At 34.2% G+C, this 19665-nt stretch carries 18 protein-coding genes and 11 tRNA genes; 23 read left to right on the forward strand and 6 right to left on the reverse strand.

The features are described 5' to 3' along the window. The first annotated feature begins 15 nt into the window (after window positions 1-15). From CACET_RS07225 to CACET_RS07250, 6 genes are all read left to right on the forward strand, one after another. The gene (locus CACET_RS07225; RefSeq protein WP_048407533.1) at window positions 16-2139 is read left to right on the forward strand and encodes an amino acid permease; all 2124 of its coding nucleotides are present in this window, start codon (window positions 16-18) and stop codon (window positions 2137-2139) included. 116 nt (window positions 2140-2255) lie between these two features. Further along, entirely contained in the window at window positions 2256-2450 is a 195-nt protein-coding gene (locus CACET_RS07230) for a YwbE family protein (protein WP_044823705.1), read from the forward strand. 897 nt (window positions 2451-3347) lie between these two features. Beyond that, window positions 3348-4316 carry a 2-keto-3-deoxygluconate permease gene (locus tag CACET_RS07235; RefSeq protein ID WP_044823706.1) on the forward strand — a complete coding sequence of 323 codons (969 nt, stop codon included), beginning with the start codon at window positions 3348-3350 and terminating at the stop codon, window positions 4314-4316. Window positions 4317-4397: 81 nt separating this feature from the next. Then, a complete protein-coding gene (locus tag CACET_RS07240; RefSeq protein ID WP_044823707.1) occupies window positions 4398-4679 on the forward strand; it encodes a UxaA family hydrolase in 282 nt (93 codons plus the stop codon). Window positions 4680-4713: 34 nt separating this feature from the next. Then, on the forward strand, window positions 4714-5874 hold the full coding sequence (locus CACET_RS07245) for a UxaA family hydrolase (protein ID WP_044823708.1): 1161 nt from the start codon (window positions 4714-4716) through the stop codon (window positions 5872-5874). Window positions 5875-6044: 170 nt separating this feature from the next. Then, on the forward strand, window positions 6045-6959 hold the full coding sequence (locus CACET_RS07250; RefSeq protein ID WP_044823709.1) for a dihydrodipicolinate synthase family protein: 915 nt from the start codon (window positions 6045-6047) through the stop codon (window positions 6957-6959). A gap of 307 nt (window positions 6960-7266) precedes the next feature. On the opposite strand, the gene CACET_RS07255 is transcribed toward CACET_RS07250, so the two are convergent. Then, window positions 7267-8040 carry an IclR family transcriptional regulator gene (locus CACET_RS07255; protein WP_044823710.1) on the reverse strand — a complete coding sequence of 258 codons (774 nt, stop codon included), beginning with the start codon at window positions 8038-8040 and terminating at the stop codon, window positions 7267-7269. Between the two features lie 364 nt (window positions 8041-8404). On the opposite strand from CACET_RS07255, the gene CACET_RS07265 reads away from it, so the two are divergent. Both CACET_RS07265 and CACET_RS07270 read left to right on the forward strand, forming a co-directional pair. Then, complete coding sequence (locus tag CACET_RS07265; protein ID WP_044823712.1) at window positions 8405-8653, forward strand: hypothetical protein; 249 nt, start codon at window positions 8405-8407, stop codon at window positions 8651-8653. Window positions 8654-8710: 57 nt separating this feature from the next. Further along, window positions 8711-9160, forward strand: a complete 450-nt coding sequence (locus CACET_RS07270; RefSeq protein ID WP_044823713.1) for a YaiI/YqxD family protein — start codon at window positions 8711-8713, stop codon at window positions 9158-9160. A gap of 183 nt (window positions 9161-9343) precedes the next feature. Here CACET_RS07270 and CACET_RS07275 read toward each other — a convergent pair whose 3' ends face one another. Further along, window positions 9344-9835: an AmiS/UreI family transporter gene (locus tag CACET_RS07275; protein ID WP_044823714.1), complete on the reverse strand. Its 492-nt coding sequence runs from the start codon at window positions 9833-9835 to the stop codon at window positions 9344-9346. A gap of 479 nt (window positions 9836-10314) precedes the next feature. Continuing rightward, window positions 10315-11052 (reverse strand): hypothetical protein, encoded by a 738-nt coding sequence (locus CACET_RS07280; protein WP_158386009.1) that lies wholly within the window; start codon window positions 11050-11052, stop codon window positions 10315-10317. Window positions 11053-11563: 511 nt separating this feature from the next. Between CACET_RS07280 and CACET_RS07285 the strand changes: the two genes are divergently transcribed. From CACET_RS07285 to CACET_RS07335, 11 genes are all read left to right on the forward strand, one after another. Continuing rightward, a tRNA-Asn gene (locus tag CACET_RS07285) sits at window positions 11564-11638 on the forward strand. A gap of 8 nt (window positions 11639-11646) precedes the next feature. Beyond that, window positions 11647-11735: transfer RNA gene (locus CACET_RS07290), tRNA-Leu, on the forward strand. An 8-nt stretch (window positions 11736-11743) separates the two neighbouring features. Then, window positions 11744-11817, forward strand: a tRNA-Gly gene (locus CACET_RS07295). A 12-nt stretch (window positions 11818-11829) separates the two neighbouring features. After that, window positions 11830-11905: transfer RNA gene (locus CACET_RS07300), tRNA-Lys, on the forward strand. A 127-nt stretch (window positions 11906-12032) separates the two neighbouring features. Beyond that, a tRNA-Ser gene (locus CACET_RS07305) sits at window positions 12033-12121 on the forward strand. Between the two features lie 123 nt (window positions 12122-12244). Continuing rightward, a tRNA-Ser gene (locus tag CACET_RS07310) sits at window positions 12245-12336 on the forward strand. Window positions 12337-12340: 4 nt separating this feature from the next. Further along, a tRNA-Pro gene (locus CACET_RS07315) sits at window positions 12341-12417 on the forward strand. Window positions 12418-12443: 26 nt separating this feature from the next. Next, window positions 12444-12520 (forward strand) — tRNA-Ile (locus CACET_RS07320). 92 nt (window positions 12521-12612) lie between these two features. Continuing rightward, window positions 12613-12688 (forward strand) — tRNA-Trp (locus tag CACET_RS07325). A gap of 46 nt (window positions 12689-12734) precedes the next feature. Further along, window positions 12735-12811 (forward strand) — tRNA-Ile (locus tag CACET_RS07330). Between the two features lie 8 nt (window positions 12812-12819). Further along, window positions 12820-12895: transfer RNA gene (locus tag CACET_RS07335), tRNA-Phe, on the forward strand. A 72-nt stretch (window positions 12896-12967) separates the two neighbouring features. Here the strand turns inward: CACET_RS07335 and CACET_RS07340 are convergent. Continuing rightward, complete coding sequence (locus CACET_RS07340) at window positions 12968-13960, reverse strand: asparaginase (RefSeq protein WP_044823716.1); 993 nt, start codon at window positions 13958-13960, stop codon at window positions 12968-12970. Window positions 13961-14440: 480 nt separating this feature from the next. On the opposite strand from CACET_RS07340, the gene CACET_RS07345 reads away from it, so the two are divergent. From CACET_RS07345 to moaC, 4 genes are all read left to right on the forward strand, one after another. Next, a complete protein-coding gene (locus CACET_RS07345) occupies window positions 14441-15052 on the forward strand; it encodes a lactate utilization protein (RefSeq protein WP_044823717.1) in 612 nt (203 codons plus the stop codon). Window positions 15053-15277: 225 nt separating this feature from the next. Beyond that, on the forward strand, window positions 15278-16435 hold the full coding sequence (locus tag CACET_RS07350) for a cysteine desulfurase family protein (RefSeq protein ID WP_044823718.1): 1158 nt from the start codon (window positions 15278-15280) through the stop codon (window positions 16433-16435). A gap of 7 nt (window positions 16436-16442) precedes the next feature. Next, window positions 16443-17618 carry a tRNA uracil 4-sulfurtransferase ThiI gene (gene thiI / locus CACET_RS07355; RefSeq protein WP_044823719.1) on the forward strand — a complete coding sequence of 392 codons (1176 nt, stop codon included), beginning with the start codon at window positions 16443-16445 and terminating at the stop codon, window positions 17616-17618. A gap of 27 nt (window positions 17619-17645) precedes the next feature. Beyond that, window positions 17646-18128, forward strand: coding sequence for a cyclic pyranopterin monophosphate synthase MoaC (gene moaC, locus CACET_RS07360; protein WP_044823720.1), 483 nt, complete (start codon window positions 17646-17648; stop codon window positions 18126-18128). Between the two features lie 18 nt (window positions 18129-18146). Here moaC and CACET_RS07365 read toward each other — a convergent pair whose 3' ends face one another. Next, window positions 18147-18650: a MogA/MoaB family molybdenum cofactor biosynthesis protein gene (locus CACET_RS07365; RefSeq protein ID WP_044823721.1), complete on the reverse strand. Its 504-nt coding sequence runs from the start codon at window positions 18648-18650 to the stop codon at window positions 18147-18149. A 255-nt stretch (window positions 18651-18905) separates the two neighbouring features. Continuing rightward, a complete protein-coding gene (pflA, locus tag CACET_RS07370) occupies window positions 18906-19646 on the reverse strand; it encodes a pyruvate formate-lyase-activating protein (protein ID WP_044823722.1) in 741 nt (246 codons plus the stop codon). Window positions 19647-19665 lie beyond the last annotated feature (19 nt).

Below are 19665 nucleotides of genomic sequence, written 5' to 3' on the forward strand. Positions count from 1 at the left end.
TGAAAGGGGTTAAGCATGAATAACAGCAAAGGATTAAAAACAATAGAAGGTGTTTATGTTCCAACGGTATTAACAATTTTAGGGGTTATAATGTATCTTAGACTTGGCTGGATAGTGGGAAATGCAGGGATAATAGGAGCTCTAGCAATTATAGGAATAGCTCATCTTATCACTATTTCCACAACGCTTTCCATGGCATCGATGCTTAGTAATATTAAAGTGGGAGCAGGAGGCGCTTATTCTATTGTTTCTCAATCATTAGGATTTGAAATGGGTGGTGCTATAGGTATTCCTTTATATATTTCTCAGGCTATATCTGTTGCTTTTTATATCACTGGCTTCACAGAACTTTGGGCAACTTTTTTTCCTAATCATCCAATAAAGATAGTTGCTTTAATAACCTGGGTGATATTATCAGGGCTGTCTATTTACAGTACAAAACTTGCTTTCAAAGTTCAATACTTTATTTTTGTAGCTGTGGTTTTATCAATTATTTCTTTTATTACAGGAGGTTCTGTCGGTGAATCAAATATGCAATTGTTAGGAAATTTTCAAAACGCTGGTTTTTGGCAAACATTTGCCATTTTCTTTCCTGCTGTTACAGGAATTCTTACTGGTGCCACAATGTCAGGTGAATTGAAAAATCCAAGAAAGAGTATTATTATAGGAACATTAGCAGCAGTCCTTACTGGATTCATTACATATAGTGGTATTGCTGTTTTATTTTCGTATAAAGCACCTACACAGAGTTTGTTGGAAAATAACTTGATTATATTAGATATTAGCTTTTCAAAGGTAGCGGTTGTTGCAGGTCTTATGGGGGCAGTGTTGTCTTCTGCTCTTTCTACTCTTATAAGTGCACCAAGAACTTTAGGGGCATTGGCTGAGAATAGATCTGTTCCTGCGTATGGCTTTTTATCTATAAAAGGAAAAAATGGAGAACCTAAAAATGCTATAATTATTTCTTCAATATTTTCTGCCATTGTTCTTTTGTTGGGAAACTTAGATGGACTAGCAAGTCTGTTGACATTATTCTTTCTAACGACCTACGGAATGATTAATTTGGTGGTGTTTTTAGAGCAAGTCATTGGAATTGCAAGCTTTAGACCCAGCTTATCTATTTCCATTATGATACCTATTGTTGGTTTGATAGGTTGTTTGCTTAGTATGATTTTAATCAATAAATTTTTTACAATCATCACATTTGCAATTATTGCAATTATTTACTATACCCTACAAAAAAACAAAATTATCTCTCCATGGGGAGATGTAAGAGGAGGTATTTTTCATTCTATTGCAGAATGGGCAGCCCAAAAAGCTATGGCTATGCCCTATCACCCCAAGCTATGGAAACCTTCTATTGTAGTGCCTGTAGAAACACCAGAGGATTTCAAAAGAATTACTCATTTTATAAGGAGTTTTATTTATCCTTCTGGCAGAGTTTATTATTTAACTATTGATAAAAATGGTGATAAAATTGAAGATACAAAACAAGCAATAAAAACTGTCTTAGAGCCATTAAAAGAAGAAAACTTATTTGCTCATGAAGTATTTATAGAAGGGGGAACCTTTGACTCAGATATTTCAGTTGTATTACAGAGTTTATCTAGCACATTTCTGCCTCCTAATAGCATCTTTTTTACTATAAGTGATGACCCAGATAAACAAAAAAAGTTAAATAATACATTTGATACGATTAGACATTTAAAAATAGGTTTAATGTGTTTACATATACATTCTAAGTATGGCTATGGACAAAGTAAAAAAATCAATTTGTGGCTTAGAGATAAAAGTCCCAATAATAACTTAGCTGTTCTGAGTGCTCTTCAAATTAGCAAAAATTGGTCAGCTAAAGTAACTCTATGTAGAATTGTTAGTAGTACAGCTAATATTAGACAGGTTGAAGAAGAATTAAAGGAATTTATAAAGGATGCGCGGCTTCCTACCAATACTAGAATTATGGTTAAATGTGGAAATTTCGAAGATGTTATTACTAATGAATCTACTGATTTAAATATTTTGGGTATGCCTACCTATAATGATGAAATAAATTTTGAGTATATAGTGAAAATTATGAACCTAGTTCCAAGCAGTATACTATTTGTTGCTGATTCTGGACTAGAAAATGCATTAGTTTAAGTTTTAGAATACCAAAATGCTTAGACTAACCTATTGCCTTATATCCCTTTTACCGTCTCCACACATGTGGAATCGCTGGTAAAACTATATCGCAAATAAAGAAAGAGGATAACAATATGGATGGAACTATACGAAAAAATATTAAGCAAGGTATAAGAGTAAGAGTTGTACAAAAACAGGATCAGCGCTCTGGAAAACTAACAGAAGGTGTGGTTATAAAGATCCTTACAAACTCCCATACGCATCCTCATGGCATTAAAGTGATGCTGGAGGGTGGAGTTGTTGGTAGGGTTAAGGAAGTAGTAAATTAAAAATTTAGGTATAGTGAAGAGCATCTGCTTAAGTAGGTGCTTTTTATTATGGTTGAATATCGAAGTATGGGGGACGAAAGTTTGAGGAATTTCAGGCCAAGGGAGGAAAAATAAAGATTTATGTCAAAAAATAATTTATTAATTCCTATTGGATAAATTTTACATAGCAAAATTTATTCAAAATAGATCGCCGGTAACAAGGGGATGGTAAATGTGTGGTGCTAGGTGGAAACACATATGGCAAAGTCAATTTAAAATGTGAATTGCTGGATGATGGTGAAGTGTTCTCTCTTACTGTGTTTTTTAGATAAAAACTTCTAAAAGATATAAGAAAGACAGTCACCTTTAATTATTTTTTGACGGCAAGTTGATGATAGATCTAAGAAGGTAAAGATATCCTAATCTACTCAGAGGTTACGTATGTGCAAAATATAGAAAATATAAAAACAAATCAATTATTTAAGAAAAATTATTAATTATTCATCTTGACAGTGCAAAAAAAACATGATAATATTTAGACAATAATTCATATAAAAAAACTACGTTCTTATATAAGAACCAAAGGTGGTGTAAAGTTAGTACATACTAAAAACAAAAAAGCAAAGACTAAGAAATTTTTCACAGAAAGATAATACTATTTTTAAGCTGGAGAAATTTGTAATGAAGTATTATGTCGGTAATTATTAACAAAATTGCAAGGAAGTATCAGAAGGATATGATAAAGAAATAATTATTTCAGATGAAGGGTCAAGTACTTATATTAATAGCTAAAAAAGTATGATAATATTAGAATGGTAATTTGCAAAAATAAATCAAGTTCTCATATAAGAAAAATTATTTATTTATCATCATTTAATATGAAATAAAATCTATATAAAGCCCAAGGAGGAAAACGCTATGATTATGAAATTTCTTAAGAAAGTCCCTGCAGGTATGATGATTGTACCTATGCTTATTGCATCACTTATCAATACCTTTGTTCCACAAATAGTGCAAATCGGATCCTTTACAACTGCAGTTTTTACCAGTGCAGGTGCAGCTACTGCCATTGGGATACAGTTATTTTGTTTAGGAACAACATTACAGTTTAAGGAAATGCCTAAAGTTTTTAAACGTGGTGGAATATTACTTTTATCAAAGTTTATCATTGGTGCAACTATTGGTATTGCAATTGGAAAAATATTTGGTATGGCAGGGATTTTAGGACTAACTACATTATCTATAATCAGTGCAGTAACAAACAGTAATGGTAGTGTGTACCTTTCTTTAATGAATACCTACGGAGATGAAACAGATTGTGCAGCTATGGCTCTTCTAGCTCTTAATGATGGACCTTTCTTCACCTTAGTAGCTCTTGGTGCTTCGGGTCTTGCAAATATTCCGCTGATTTCTCTTTTAGCAGCTGTTGTACCTATTATTGTAGGTATGATCTTAGGTAATATTGATAAAGATTTAAAAGATTTCTTAGCTCCAGCTGGTACTATCCTTATACCTTTCGTAGGATTTGCTTTGGGGGCTGGTATCAATATCACCAATATTGTTAAAGGTGGACCACAAGGAATTCTTCTTGGTGTAATATGTACTTTTGTAGGAGGAATCTTCATTTTAGCTTGTGATCGATTTATCGGAGGTCGACCAGGTTATGCAGCATGGGCGGTATCAACAACAGCCGGGAATGCAGTTGCGGTTCCAGCAGCAGTAGCTTTAATCGACCCAGCATGGCAGCCATATGTAGCTACAGCTACAACACAGGTTGCAGCTGCGACAGTAATGACAGCGATTTTAGTACCATTCATCACTGACTGGTGGGCAAGAAAATATGGTTGTCCTAAAATCCCATTAGGGGATCAGAAATCTGCAACTTAAAGAGATATAATAAATATGCAACAGAGAAAAATGTTTTTTACATCTAATATAGGTTACTAATATTTAAGAGGAGTGAAAATCATGGGTAATGCTTTAATTATTAATGAAAAAGATAACGTAGCAGTTTCAATTGAACCAATTACAAAAGGTACAGAGGTTAGCTGTAAGATGAACGATGGTTCTATCATAACGGTTACAGCTTTAGAAGATATTATTATTTATCATAAGTTGGCTACAAAGGATATTGCAAAGGATGAACCAATTAGAAAGTACGGTCAATACATTGGTGTTGCAGCTTGTGACATTAAAACTGGTCAGCATGTGCATGAGCACAATGTAGTAAGCAAGAAAAAAAGTGCGTAGCAATAAATTACAATAATTTGGGAGGGACCTTTAAATGAATTTTTATGGATATAAAAGACCAGATGGTAGAGTAGGTGTAAGAAATCATATATTAATTTTACCTGCAAGTATTTGTGCGTCGGATACAACAAGAATTGTTGCATCTCAAGTAGAAGATGCTGTTACATTTAACAATCAAAATGGATGTGCTCAGGTTGAAGGAGATCAACAGCTTACAATGGACGTTATGGCAGGCTTTGCTGCTAATCCTAATGTTTATGGTACAGTTATTGTTTCTCTTGGTTGTGAAAACTGTCAGATGGACTTAGTTGTTGATGCAATTAAAGAAAGAACCAATAAACCGATGGCAACCTTCATTATTCAAGAAAACGGTGGTACATTAACAACCATAGAAAGAGCAGTTCGTGCTGCTAGAAAAATGGCTCAAGAGGCAAGTGTGCTTAGAAGAGAAGAATTCCCTATTTCAGAATTAATCATTGGTACAGAATGTGGTGGATCTGACCCAACAAGCGGTTTAGCTTCAAACCCATTAATTGGAGAGTTAAGTGATAGATTAGTAGCTCATGGAGCAACTTCTATCTTATCAGAAACAACAGAACTTATAGGGGCAGAACACCTTCTTGCTGAACGTGCTAAAACGCCAGAAATTAGAGATAGAATTTATGAAATTGTTGACAGATATGAAAAAGCATTACAGTCAGTAGGGGAAGAAGTTAGAGAAGGTAATCCATCTCCTGGTAACAAGGCGGGTGGTATTACAACACTTGAAGAAAAGTCTCTTGGATGTATTCATAAGGGTGGACATACAGAGATTACAGCTGTATATGATTATGCTAAGCAGGTCAGTGAAAAGGGACTTGTAATTATGGATACACCGGGTAATGACCCATCATCTGTAGCAGCTATGGTTGCTGGCGGTGCTCAAATCATTGTTTTTTCAACTGGAAGAGGAACACCTACAGGCAATCCAATTTCTCCAGTTATAAAAATAACAGGAAACAAGATCACCTTTAATAACATGATGGATAATATCGATGTAGATGCCAGTCCAGTAATCTACGGACCACAGACAATGGACGAACTAGCGGATGCTTTCTTAGAAGAGGTTATTGAAGTAGCAAATGGTAAGAAAACAAAAGCTGAATCATTAGGCTATACCGAAATAGCTATTGCAAGACTATGTAACTACGTATAAAAAACTTAAGTACAGGCAGACCTGAAGTTTGTGGTCTGCTTGTATCAATTCTTTGATATTTGAAACATTAGAAAGTATTTTTGCTGTTTGTAGAAAGCTTCTTATTTATAAAAATAGTAAAAGTTAACAATATAGCAGAATAGATATTCGTAATTGGAGGAGTGGGTTTAATGAAAAAAGCAAATTTTTTAACGCCTGTTGTAACAGCTTTTGATATGGAAGGAAATTTAGATATACAGGCAAACAAAAACATTTTTGATCACCTTATCAATGGTGGCGTAGATGGACTAGTTATTATGGGTAGTACAGGTGAGTTTTTTACTATGACAACAGCACAAAAAAAAGAGCTAATTGATCTAGCTGTAGGTTATGTAGACAAAAGAACAAAAGTATATATTGGAACAAGCTGTATGTCCGTTGAAGATACAGTTGAACTTTCAAACTATGCAATTGAAGCAGGTGCGGATGCTGTAATGATTATTAGTCCTTACTACTTTACACTTTCAGATGCAAGTATTGAATTTTTCTACGATGAAATTGCAAAACAAGTAAAAGGTGATATTTACCTTTACAATTTTCCAGCAAGAACAGCTCATGACTTGAGCCCAGAAGTTACTCTTAGACTTTTAAGAAAACATAAAAATATCGTAGGTTTTAAAGATACAGTTACAGAAATGGGACATACTAGAAATCTAATTACAACTGTGCAGGATGAATTTCCAGATTTCGTTGTCCTATCGGGATTTGACGAAAACTTTGCACATAATATCCTTTCTGGTGGTAGTGGATGTATCGGGGGGCTTTCCAATCTTTACCCAGAGGTTTTTGCAGAATGGGTGAAGGCAATGGATGCAAGAGATATAGAGAAGGTATCTGCAATCCAGAAAATTGTTGACAAAATGATGGATTTATATAGTGTTGGAACACCATTTATTCCTATTATCAAAAAGGCAATGATGATTAGAGGGGTTGAAATGCAAGATTATTGTACAAAGCCCTTCATTACTGCAAATGAGGAACAAACAAAGGCTATTAAAGCGATCATGAAGGAAATAGAAGAGAAAATGTTGGTTGCAGCAAACTAAAATATGTTCCTTAGTTTAAAGCCTCTAGTGAATAAAAGCAGTGTTGTTAAGTATAAAGTTGCTAAAAATCAAAAACCTTATCATATTCTTCATATGATAAGGTTTTTGGTTTTTATTTAAACTCTTTAATATTTAGCTCATAGGCGTTAACTTAATACAATTATTAGCAAAATTCTCTTGAACTGTCATCCTAAGCGTAACGAAGAATCTTGGAGTAACCAAGAATTTTACTAACGCTAAGATCCTTCGACTCCGCTTTGCTCCACTCAAGATGACAAATTATGGCTTAAGTTAACGCTAATGAAATTTAGCTAAAGTTAGCAATGTTAATATCAAAATCTTTAATCAGCTTTTCGATTCTATTCTTAGAATTGAGAAGAAGATGAGAAATGAGTTGATTTTTTTCTGAAGTAATCCTAAAGGTAGGTATACTAATACTTAGAGCTGCCACAACTTTTCCGTCTTTCCTAATGGGTACGGCTATACAGCTTATATGATTGGTACATTCTTCATACTCATAGGAAATATCTTCTACCCTCACTTTTTTTAGTTGCTCATATAGAGCACTAAAGTCTGTAATGCTATTTTCAGTTAAGGGTTTTAAGCCATTAGAATAAATTTTCTTAAGTTCGTCGATTTCACAATCACAAAGTAAAGATTTACCAAGAGCCGTACAATAGGCAGGAATAAGCTTCCCTACATGAGAAATCATTCGAATGGCTTCAGGAGAATCAACTTTTAGAAGATATAAAACTTCACCTCCTCTAAGAATACCAAACTGACAAGTTTCTGAGCAAACATTTACTATGTGTTCCATCTCTTCTTTAATCGTATCAAGTATACTAAAATGATCTAAATAAGTAGAACCAACTCTATAAGCAGCTGAACCAATTTTATATTTTGAAGTGTTTTTATCAATAGAAATGTATTTTCTATCTAGCAATGTATGAATGATAGGAAACATACTACTTTTAGGAGCATCTAAAATTGTAGAGATCTCCGTAAGCGTAAAGCCTTCTGTATTTGATGAAACAAGTTCTAGCACGTCTAGTACTCTTGAAGTTGAACGATGAGTTGACATTAAATTTCCTCCCGATTAATTCTTATAACAAAACTCCTTATTAAATAAAAAACCCTGATGATTCTATGTTAATACATAAGGAGAAATGAGTCAACAAGAGAATATATGAGATAGAAGAAGCTTCAAAGCAGCTAATTAGTTAGGAGCTTCTTTTTTATTGAAAAAATTTTAAAATTTTGCCAAATCAAATAGAGGTTTTCTATGTTTATACGTAGAAAAGAGTTAAAATATCAGCTTGATGGTAGAAGACTAAGGGGGAATCATTACATTATCAATATTAGGTCTAGTATACAACTACACATGGTTAAAGCAAACAAAAAGTATAGTATCAGGAGAGCTGTATCACACCTTTTCGCCAGAAGTATTGAAGGAAATCACAAATTCTAATATTCTTTTAGATCAAGGAAGAATTCAGACAATACGTCTTCAAATACCTACTTTTTTACAAAGTATATTTGACGATTTAATCATTGCTATAAAAAGTGTTGCAGTTGAGGGAATACATAATATTTATTTTCTTGTAATGATTTTTACAATTATTACTTTAATAACCCTTTTATTACTTAGAAATGCTCCAATCCAAAAGAAAGTGGAGAATCCTCAAGAAAACTAATATAGGTAGCAGCAAAATTTTTACAGAGAAGAAAATGATCAGTGAGGGATGAGATAAATGAGAATATTAGTAGATGCAGATGGATGTCCTGTAAAGGACATTATACTTAAAGTAGCAAAAGAAAATAAGATACAACTAATAATGATAAAAAATATTTGTCACCAAATTGATGACGATTATGCAGAAATCATAACAGTAGACCAAGGTAGCGATATGGCAGATATCGTACTTATTAATCGCACAGCAGAGGGAGATATCGTAGTTACTCAAGATTATGGCGTAGCTGCTTTGGCCCTTGCAAAAAAGGCTATCGTTATTAATCAAAATGGCTGGTTGTATACAAATGAAAATATAGATGAGTTGTTGGCGAAAAGACACTTTAATCAAGAAATGAGAAGAAAGCATAAAAAATATACTAAAACATCCAAGAGGAAGAAAGAAGATAACTTGAACTTTGAAGTTAAACTTAGAGAAGTGATCACGCATATATTATCGAACAAGAAATAGAATGACTAGTAAAATTTATTAGAACCCACTTTACATAAAGTAACTCCCTTTGTAAATAACACAATATAAAGGGAGTTGTTTTTGCTATAAAATTAAGAAATTAAGATTATATAGAGAGGAGAGGTTTATTTCATTGAATCAGGTATTACATGTAATTATGAAAATAATTAAAATGTATTTTAACTAAAATGGCAAAGCTTTTCCTAGTCCTAATAAAAATGCAGGAATCCAAAGGCCTATAGGGATCCACACGATGAGAGAACAGGCTACCACTCTATTTGATAATTTACCGTAAAAGTTTAACCATACCATATAAGTAAGCACAGCATAACCGCCTGTTACTAAACCCATATAAATGTCTCCACCTGAAAAATTAATGAATGAATAAATAGTAGAAATGAATGCCACGGTAAGACTTACGTTTCCAATAGACTTTAGGTTTTCAAGTCCATATAAAAGAGCGTATGCAATACAAATATAAAGAAGACCATGAGCAAAAAGTAGACCAGCCCCCAACACATCTCCTTTAACACCATCAATTAGGCCACATATTACTGTAAGAAGACCTACGATACCACATATAAATCCTGTGCCTTTAGCTTCTCCATAACCTAAGTTTAAAAGAGCTACTGTAAACCACATTAAGCTAATCATTATAAGACCGGGTATTACCATTTAAAAAACCCCCTCTTGAAATATAATTTTTTATCTCTCCCCTCTATTAACCTTAAAATTAAAAACTTAATTGATAGACTATTTAAAAACTATAAAAACGAATATGTAAGAATTATCATTATTTTCTAATTATTAATTAATATAACATATTCTGTTAAAAATCAAAAAATCCTTCTTATTTTATAAAAAAAATGAAAAGGTTTTCAAAGTAAAATACTTTGGACATTAATTATAAAGCCCAAAGTATTTTACTTACTAACTTGAAGATGTAGCAGGATTAAGTTGTAGAACTTTTTATAAACATGAGATAGTCTTAAAATAAGCTACTGAATTATAACCTGATTATATAGATAAACAACATCAGGACTTAATTTTGATATACTAAGGGCTACATTTGCAGCCCACGGTTTTGGGGCGAAACCGTAGACCGTGTATATCAAAATTAAAGTTTGAACTTGCTTATCTATATTATTTCTTCATTAATTACTCAGTGTTTTATTCAACCGATAGATGAGTTTTTCTAAAGTAATAACAATTTGTTGAAACTTATTCCAACTTTCTATATAACTAAGATCACGATAAAGTCCATTGATTTCTAATTGAAAAGAGGGGATGTTGGTTTTTTCCCATATTGTTTTAACAACGGTTCCTTCTTTATTGGCATTAAATAAATAGTTAAATCTTACATCTCGAATATCTTCTTCCAAAAATGTTTCGATAATTAAGTTTTCAATTTCTTTTGAAATTGATTTACCATTGAGTGTACCTACATCAATCATAAAGGGTCTTTTTTTATGAAGACCATGTAGATCAATCAAACAGCGTAAGGGGTACTGCATGATCTTCTTAACTAAATAATCTTTATAAGAACAAATTGAATCGCTATTAGAGTCACCATTACCTGTAAAGGTTCGATAAATAGCATGACATTTTGTACGTTGAGCTAATATTAATGCTAAACTTCCTGTAAAGATATCTGGATTTTTGATTAAGCCATTTCTTACTTGTTTCACAGCATGAGGAGCAGAAATAATAATAGGAATAACACCTTCTTTATATTTAAATAGACAATTATAGTTTCTTCCTAAATAGTGATTGCTGGAAAATTCTCCTTCTAACAATAAAGCGTTGCTTATTAACTGATTATTAAAGTTAAGGATTTTGCTAATAAATATCACCACCTCTAAAGATAAAAAGTATAGTTTTTTTAAAACCAATAGTAATTTATTAACTTTATAATATTTAGAAGTAAGTTAGAATTTTTATTATTGGTTTTAAAGAAGATATTTCAATAAACTTGTTAAAGAAAAGTTTTGTTTTCTTTGCAAATAAATTATAAATACTAGCTGAGACTATAATTATATTCTCATAATTAAGTTTCTGTTCAAATCTATTTTTAGTAAAGAGCCTGTGAAATATAGAAGTAATTAATGGATGTATGAAGAAACTCTTAAGAGGAATGTATGAAAATAAAAGAATCTGTTAACAATGAATCACAGAAACTGTTTTAGCTGTAAAACTTTACAATCAAATTTTAAAACATTCAAAAGCTAGTTGACAAAGGTGAAAAAAAGTGTATAATTGAATTTGTCGTTATTTTAAATGTTCCTGATTTTTATGTAAAAAACAAAAAAATATGGTGGATATTGGAATAAAATAATAGTAACAAGAAAATTATTGACAAATAGCAAAATATATGATTATATATTTCTATGAGTTAATTACTATTCCAGAGTAGCTCAATGGTGGAGCACCCGGCTGTTAACCGGTAGGTTGGAGGTTCGAGTCCTCTCTCTGGAGCCAAAGAAAGTGCCGAAGTGGCGGAACTGGCAGACGCACAGGACTTAAAATCCTGCGGTCCTTCAAGATCGTACCGGTTCGATTCCGGTCTTCGGCACCACAATTTATGCGGGTGTAGTTCAGTGGTAGAACTTCAGCCTTCCAAGCTGACCGCGAGGGTTCGATTCCCTTCACCCGCTCCATTTAAAAATTAAGATCCATTAGCTCAGTCGGTAGAGCACCTGACTTTTAATCAGGGTGTCCCGCGTTCGAGTCGCGGATGGATCACCATACTAGAAGTCAGAGATCAGAGTGCTAGCGGTCCAGAGAGATAGTAGAAAATGAATTAAATTGATTTTCTTTTAATTGATTTTATTCAAACCTGGCAAACTGATATCCGGTTTCCCACATATAATAAGGAGAGGTGTCCGAGTGGTTTAAGGAGCTGGTCTTGAAAACCAGTGACTCCGAAAGGGGCCGTGGGTTCGAATCCCACCCTCTCCGCCAAGTTAGAAATCAGAAGGTAGAAAGCAGAGTGCCCAAAAACCCCAAAAGATAAATCATAAATTTCTTTAGAAGTTTTGGTTTAAAAACTGGCAGACGGGCAAACTGACATCTGGCTTCCAAAAGGGAGAAGTACTCAAGTAGGCTGAAGAGGACGGTTTGCTAAACCGTTAGGTCGTGTAAGCGGCGCGCGGGTTCGAATCCCGCCTTCTCCGCCAATTTCCGGGTGTAGCGCAGTTTGGTAGCGCACATGGTTTGGGACCATGGGGTCGGGAGTTCGAATCTCTCCACCCGGACCAGTGGTTTTTAGCAACCTAAATAATTAGGGCCTTTAGCTCAGTTGGTCAGAGCGTCCGGCTCATAACCGGCAGGTCCGGGGTTCGAGTCCCTGAAGGCCCACCACTTAAAAATCACAGGTCAAGAGGTCAGTGGGTTAGAAAAGTTCATGAAAATGAATAAGACCATTGATTTTTCATTTTTTATTTCAAAAATGCAGGGGTGTAGTTCAGTTGGTAGAACGGCGGTCTCCAAAACCGCATGTCGTGGGTTCAAGTCCTGTCGCCCCTGCCAAAATAAAAGTAAATTCCTAAAGTTCCATATTCTACATTGAAAGTTAGGGCTCATAGCTCAGCAGGTTAGAGCGCACGCCTGATAAGCGTGAGGTCGGTGGTTCGAGTCCACTTGAGCCCACCAATAGATTTGCCCAGATAGCTCAGTCGGTAGAGCAGGGGACTGAAAATCCCCGTGTCGGTGGTTCGATTCCGCCTCTGGGCACCAAATAGAAAAACTAGTACAATTTTGTACTAGTTTTTCTATTTGGTAAGGTAATGAAAATCCTAAATTCCACATTTACTGATATTGGTCATTTTCCATAATATTTCTCAAGGTATGCAAGTCTTTTGTTACGCTAAGGGCTAACATTAATTTAATTCGAGCTTTTTGTCCAGGCAAATCTCCGCAAAAAATAACACCCAATATTCGTAGTTGTCTGCCCCCTCCCTGATAACCATAGGAGTCTAGTACACGGCCAGTAGGACATCTTGAAACGATAACAACAGCTACCTTTTTATCAATAGCGTATTGAATACCCTCCAACATCTGGGGTGGAATATTGCCTCTACCCAAAGCTTCAATAACAATCCCCTCTGCATTAGAATCGACACAGTGCTTTAAAAGGCGTGAATCCATACCAGCAGCACATTTGATTAAGTCAACATTTGTTATGATAGAGGTTGCGGGGATATGCTGTCGATCGATGACTTCTCGGTGAAAGATCACCCGATCATTATCTACGATTCCTAAAGCACCAAAGGATATGGATTTAAAAGTATCTAAGCTTAAAGTATTGGTTTTTGTTACTTCGCTTGCGGCGTTTACTTCGTTATTCATTACCACCAACACTCCTTTGTTTTTTGCATGAGGAGAGATAGCAGTACATACAGCGGCCGCCAAATTGCTTGGACCATCATAACCAAGTTCGGAACTATTCCTCATAGCACCAACAACTACAATAGGTTTGTCGCACTTAATAGTTAAATCCAACAAGTAAGCTGTCTCTTCTAATGTATCTGTACCGTGGGTGATGACTACGCCGGTGATTTCTTTCCTATGTATTGTTTTGAAAACAAGCTTTTGTAGTTCCATCATAAGTAGAGGGTCGATATGCGGACCAGGCAGAGTGGAAAAATTGATAGCCTCAATTTCTGCAAACTTATCAATATTGGTTACCAAGGACATAATTTCTTGGTTGGATAAGGCGGGAATTGCTGCACCAATTCTAGGATCTATTGACATAGAAATTGTTCCCCCTGTAAAAATAATCGCAACTTTAGGTTTTTTCATAGAATACCTCCTAACTAATATTAATTATTTAAAAATAATTTTTATTTAAATTTAGATTTTGTTTTATTATTATTTTATCATTATAAGTCCTAAGAGGTGAAAAAGTGCATTATGGAGAAGATAAAAGCGAGAGAAATATTATTAATTATACAGCAACAAGTATAGTGTTAGCAATAAAAACAAAAAAAAATCCGGGCTAGGCCCGGAAAATAAAATAAAAATTGTTTAAAAGGGGTATTGGGAATAGAGATTATATTTACGAGGTTATCAGGGGGATAACCATAGTAAGATTATAACAAATTACGACAAAAGATGCAATGATTTGACGAAAAAATATTTATAATTTTTTTTAACAAATAATTTTTATTTGTTAAAAATTTAATCAAGTAGTTTAAGGGAAATTTGTATAAAGGGTATTTGGATTAATGTCTTATATAGTATATAATAAGATGAGATAATATTGTAAAGGTGGGATAGTCGTTGGATAAGGTCGTGAGTACAATAATAGAGAACCTAGAAAAAAGAAAAATAAAAGCTAAGTTTTTTCAAACAAAAGAAGAAGCTAAAGAGGAAATCTTAAAGGAAGTTCAATCCTATAGCAGTATAGGGATTGGTGGTTCTATGACAGTGAAGGAAATGGGACTATACGAAGCATTGCTTCAAGAGAACAAAGAAATATACTGGCACTGGTTGGCAGAAAAAGAAAAAGTAAGTGAAGTTCGGCAGTTAGCTAATCAAGCAGATGTTTATTTGACCAGTACCAATGCTTTAACAGAAGCTGGAGAATTAATTAATATTGATGGTATAGGAAATAGAGTTAGTGCTATGTACTATGGCCCTAAAAAAGTGATTGTTCTATGTGGTACAAATAAAATTTGTAGTGATATGATTTCGGCAATGGATAGAATTAAAAAAGAAGCCTGTCCTCCAAATGCTAAAAGATTAGGATTAAAGACGCCATGTGGTGTTACGGGAAACTGTAATGATTGTTTAAGTGAGGCTAGAATGTGTAATATAACAGTTATTATAAATCATAAACCTATGACTGTAGACTTAAGCGTATATATTATTGGCGAGTCATTGGGTTATTAGATCAATCCATATTAAACCAGCACTCAGATGCTATCTATTGTACATAGGGTGCTGGTCTGTTTTGATTTTCATTATATGCAATCTTTTACAACTAGGATATGTATTGCTTCACTATATTAGGTAAAACTAAAAATTAAGGCGAACTTTATAAGCTAAAAGTAGCCCTTGGGATATTAAAATTTAGTGTGTACATCTATAGTAATAAATGAGCGAGGTTGAAGTGGAATGGAAGTATATTTAGATAATGCTGCTACAACAAAACCTGCAGACGAGGTTGTAGATGCCATGGTAAAATCTCTTAAGGTGATGTATGGCAACCCATCTTCGTTACACAGAAAGGGTGTAGAGGTAGAAAAAGAAATTAAAAAAGTTAGAAAGCTGTTAGCAAAGGCTCTAGGTTGCAATGAAAAAGAAGTGATTTTTACTTCTGGAGGCACAGAAGCAAATAATTTAGCTATAAGAGGATTGGTGAAGGCAAATAGCAGAAAAGGTAATCATCTTATTACATCAAAAATAGAACATAAATCGGTGCTCAGTCTATTTCAACAGTTAGAAGAAGAGGGATATAAAGTTACTTACTTAGATGTTGATGCAAAAGGATTTATCTCTCTGGAGAAATTAGAAGAGTCGGTTACAAAGGATACAATTTTGGTAAGTGTTATGCAGGTAAATAATGAAGTGGGTAGTATACAACCTATTAAGGAAATTGTAAAAATCATAAAGGGAAAAAACTCCGATACAAGAATACATATTGATGGTGTGCAATCCTTTGGAAAGCTAAAATATTCTGTTAAAGATTTAGAAGTAGACAGTCTTTCTATTAGTGCACATAAATTTCATGGACCCAAGGGAATTGGTGCACTTTATATAAAAAATAATGTAAGAATGATGCCTTTAATGGTAGGTGGTGGACAAGAATCAGAGCTTCGAGCAGGGACTGAGAATGTGCCTGGTATTTTTGGTCTAGGTGAAGCAGTAAGGCTATCCTTCGAAGAGCAAGAGAAGAAAATAGATAAGATAAGAAAGTTGAAGAAGTACTTAATTGATACACTAAAAGAAAATCTAGAGGATATCCATATATCTACGGAAGAAAGTGAACAATATGCACCCCATATTGTTAATGTTTCTTTAAAAGGAGTAAGAAGCGAAATCATGCTACATAGTTTGGAATCAGATGGTATCTATATATCTTCAGGGTCTGCATGTTCTTCTAAAAAGAGAGGTTATAGTCATGTCTTAGAAGCAATGGGTATGAAGGAAAACCATATAGATAGTGCCATAAGGATTAGTTTGAGTTATATCAATACAGTAGAAGAAATAGATTATGCAGTGGGCAGCATTAAAAAACATCTCAATAGCTTAAGGAAAATTATTAGGAGGTGATAGCGTAGTGAAAGATGTTATAATCATTCGTTACGGTGAGATTATTTTAAAGGGACTCAACAAAAAATTTTTTGAAGATAAACTTGCAAAGCATATTCGGCATGCGTTAGTAGATTTAGGAAAGCCAAAGGTTTATAAGGAGCACAGTAGGATTTATGTAGATGTAGATGATTATAATCCACAAGAGATTATTGATAGAGTTAAGAGGGTTTTTGGTGTTGTTTCTATTAGTCCAGCAAAGCGATTTCCTGTAGATATGGAGGAAATCAAAAAAGTAGTGATCCAAGAAATTCGAGAAAAAGTGGAAAAATACGGTGTAAAGACCTTTAAAATAGAGAGTAAAAGAGCCGATAAAAAATTTCCTATGAAATCCCCCGAAATTAGTAGAGAAATAGGAGGATTTGTCTTACAGAACATAGAAGAAATATCTGTAGATGTACATCGTCCAGATATTTCTGTGCACGTAGAAGTCAGAAGTGACACTGCTTTTGTACATAGTGAAAAAATAGAAGGTTTTGGAGGCTTGCCGCTAGAAACCAATGGAAAGGCACTGTTACTACTTTCTGGAGGTATTGATAGCCCTGTAGCTGGTTGGTTAGTGGGGAAAAGAGGTGTAGAGATTGAAGCCATTCATTTTCACAGTTATCCCTTCACCAGTGAAAGAGCAAAGGAAAAGGTGATGGATTTAGCTAAAATTGTGGCTTCATATTGTGGAGAATTCAAGATTTACTCTATAAACCTATTACCAATACAAAAGGAAATCAATGAAAAATGTCCTGAAGAGGAAATGACAATTCTATCAAGACGGTTTATGATGAAAATTGCTGAAAAAATAGCCTTGAAATTTGAGTGTGATGCATTAGTGACGGGAGAAAGTATTGGACAAGTTGCCAGCCAGACAGTAAAAAGTCTTCATGTAACCAATGCGGCAGTAAATATACCAGTATTTAGACCATTAATAGCCATGGATAAAGTGGATATCATAGAATTAGCTAAAAAAATTGGCACCTATGAAACTTCTATACTGCCCTTTGAAGATTGTTGTACTGTATTTTTACCTAAACATCCAGTGACTAAGCCGAAGCTGGAAAAAATATTATACTCAGAGGAGTTATTGGATGTAGAGGAATTAATAGAGAGTGCTATTGATGAAATGGAAGTAATAAATACACTTGAAATTTAAAAAAATTTATTTTAGGGAGGAACAACAATGGATCAATTTACTCACTTCAATGAAGAAGGAAGAGCTAAGATGGTGGAGGTAGGCAACAAGCTAAATACAAAGCGAGAGGCTGTAGCAACAGGAAGTATTTATATGATGCCTGAAACTTTAAACAAAATAGTTGACCATGAAATTAGCAAAGGGGATGTATTAGCGGTATCGCAAGTTGCGGGGATTATGGCTGCTAAAAAAACAAGTGATATGATTCCAATGTGTCATAACATTATACTTACTGGAGCAGACATTCACTTTAATGTGGATAAAGAGAACAATAAGATTGATATCCAAGCCACTGTTAGAACTACAGGAAAAACAGGGGTTGAAATAGAAGCACTGAATGCAGTTTCAACAGCAGCACTTACTATTTATGATATGTGCAAAGCAGTAGATAGAGGTATGGAAATTACTGATATTAAATTAGTTAAGAAAACAGGTGGAAAGTCAGGAGACTTTATAAGAGATGAAGAATAAAAAATAAGCACAATGTGCTTATTTTTTATGGCTACCACCACATTCACCTTCGATACCTTTAAGTATTCCTATGCCATGAGAAAGAGCAGGGAGAATGACTTCTAAACTTTCTTTTACCCCTTTAGGACTGCCGGGTAGATTGATGATTAAGGTCTGTTTACGAATACCTGCTACAGCACGGGAGAGCATAGCCTTAGGGGTAATGCTGAGGCTTTTCATACGAATGGCTTCAGATATACCAGGAGCTAATCTATCAACCACATCTAATGTAGCTTCGGGTGTAACATCTCTAGGAGAAAAGCCTGTGCCACCAGTGGTGAAAACAATATCTAGTTTTGCTTCATCGCACATAGCTATCAAGGCACTGGCTAGTTTTTCTCTTTCATCTGGCACAATAACGTATTCTTTTAAAACTCCGCCAATTTCTTTCATTATCTCAGCAATCAATGGACCGCTGGTATCTTGGCGTTCACCTACAGAACCTTTATCACTAGCAGTAATTACTCCGATTGTAAATGTCATATTATTTCCTCCTTAAGTATGTAAAGATATTTGTAGATAATCAACTGCAAAGCTTAACAAAATGCAGACCCTATGCATTTCCCAAGCTACAGAAGGGTAGATTTTGTTAAGGTATAAAATTGCTTATCTATAGAATATAGTATTAGTATAGCTTATCCTTTGCTAAAGTGCAAAGGGTGTTAAATAAATAAAAAAACCTCCTATAGATTATATAATCCATAGGAGGTTTCAATATATGATAATGCTTTTCTTAAACTAAGCAGTAAGAATATATTTACTATACTTATCAAATATCATTCTAGCCTTAGCAATATCTTCTTCACTGGCATCAGGAATTCCTTCTAAAGGATAAGAACTACTGTACTCTTTCCATTTGAATTTACCCATAGAGTGATAGGGGAGTAAATCTACTTTTTTCACGGACTTAAGTGTCAAAACAAACTCTGCTAGTGCTCTTAATGATTCTTCTTCATCTGTAATCGTAGGAATAACAACATGTCGAATCCATATAGGGATATTCTTATGATCTAAAGACTTAGCAAAAGACAAAATCCTGCTATTGTCAACACCTGTCAAATCTTTATGCTCATCAGGGCCGATGTGTTTTAAGTCCAAGAGAACCAAATCTATATACTTTAACATTTCCTCTATATTCATATGAGAAGAAATGAAACCAGAAGTATCTAAGCAAGTATGAATATGAAGTTTTTTTAATTCTTTTAGTAAACTTAGCAAAAACTCTGGCTGCATAGTAGGTTCTCCACCACTGATTGTAACGCCCCCTCCAGATGCTTTAATGAAGGGTATATATTTTTTAATGTCTTCAACTAAGTCATCTACACTCATCTCTTTACCATCTGATAGATTCCAAGTGTCCCTATTATGGCAAAACTTACATCTTAAAGGACAACCTTGAAAAAAGATCACATAGCGAATTCCTGGACCATCAACAGTACCAAAGGTTTCAACAGAATGAATTCTTCCTTTTACAGTCATAAGAAGCACCTGCCTTTCA

The organism is Clostridium aceticum, from assembly GCF_001042715.1.
In the GTDB taxonomy this organism is placed as follows: domain Bacteria; phylum Bacillota; class Clostridia; order Peptostreptococcales; family Natronincolaceae; genus Andreesenella; species Andreesenella acetica.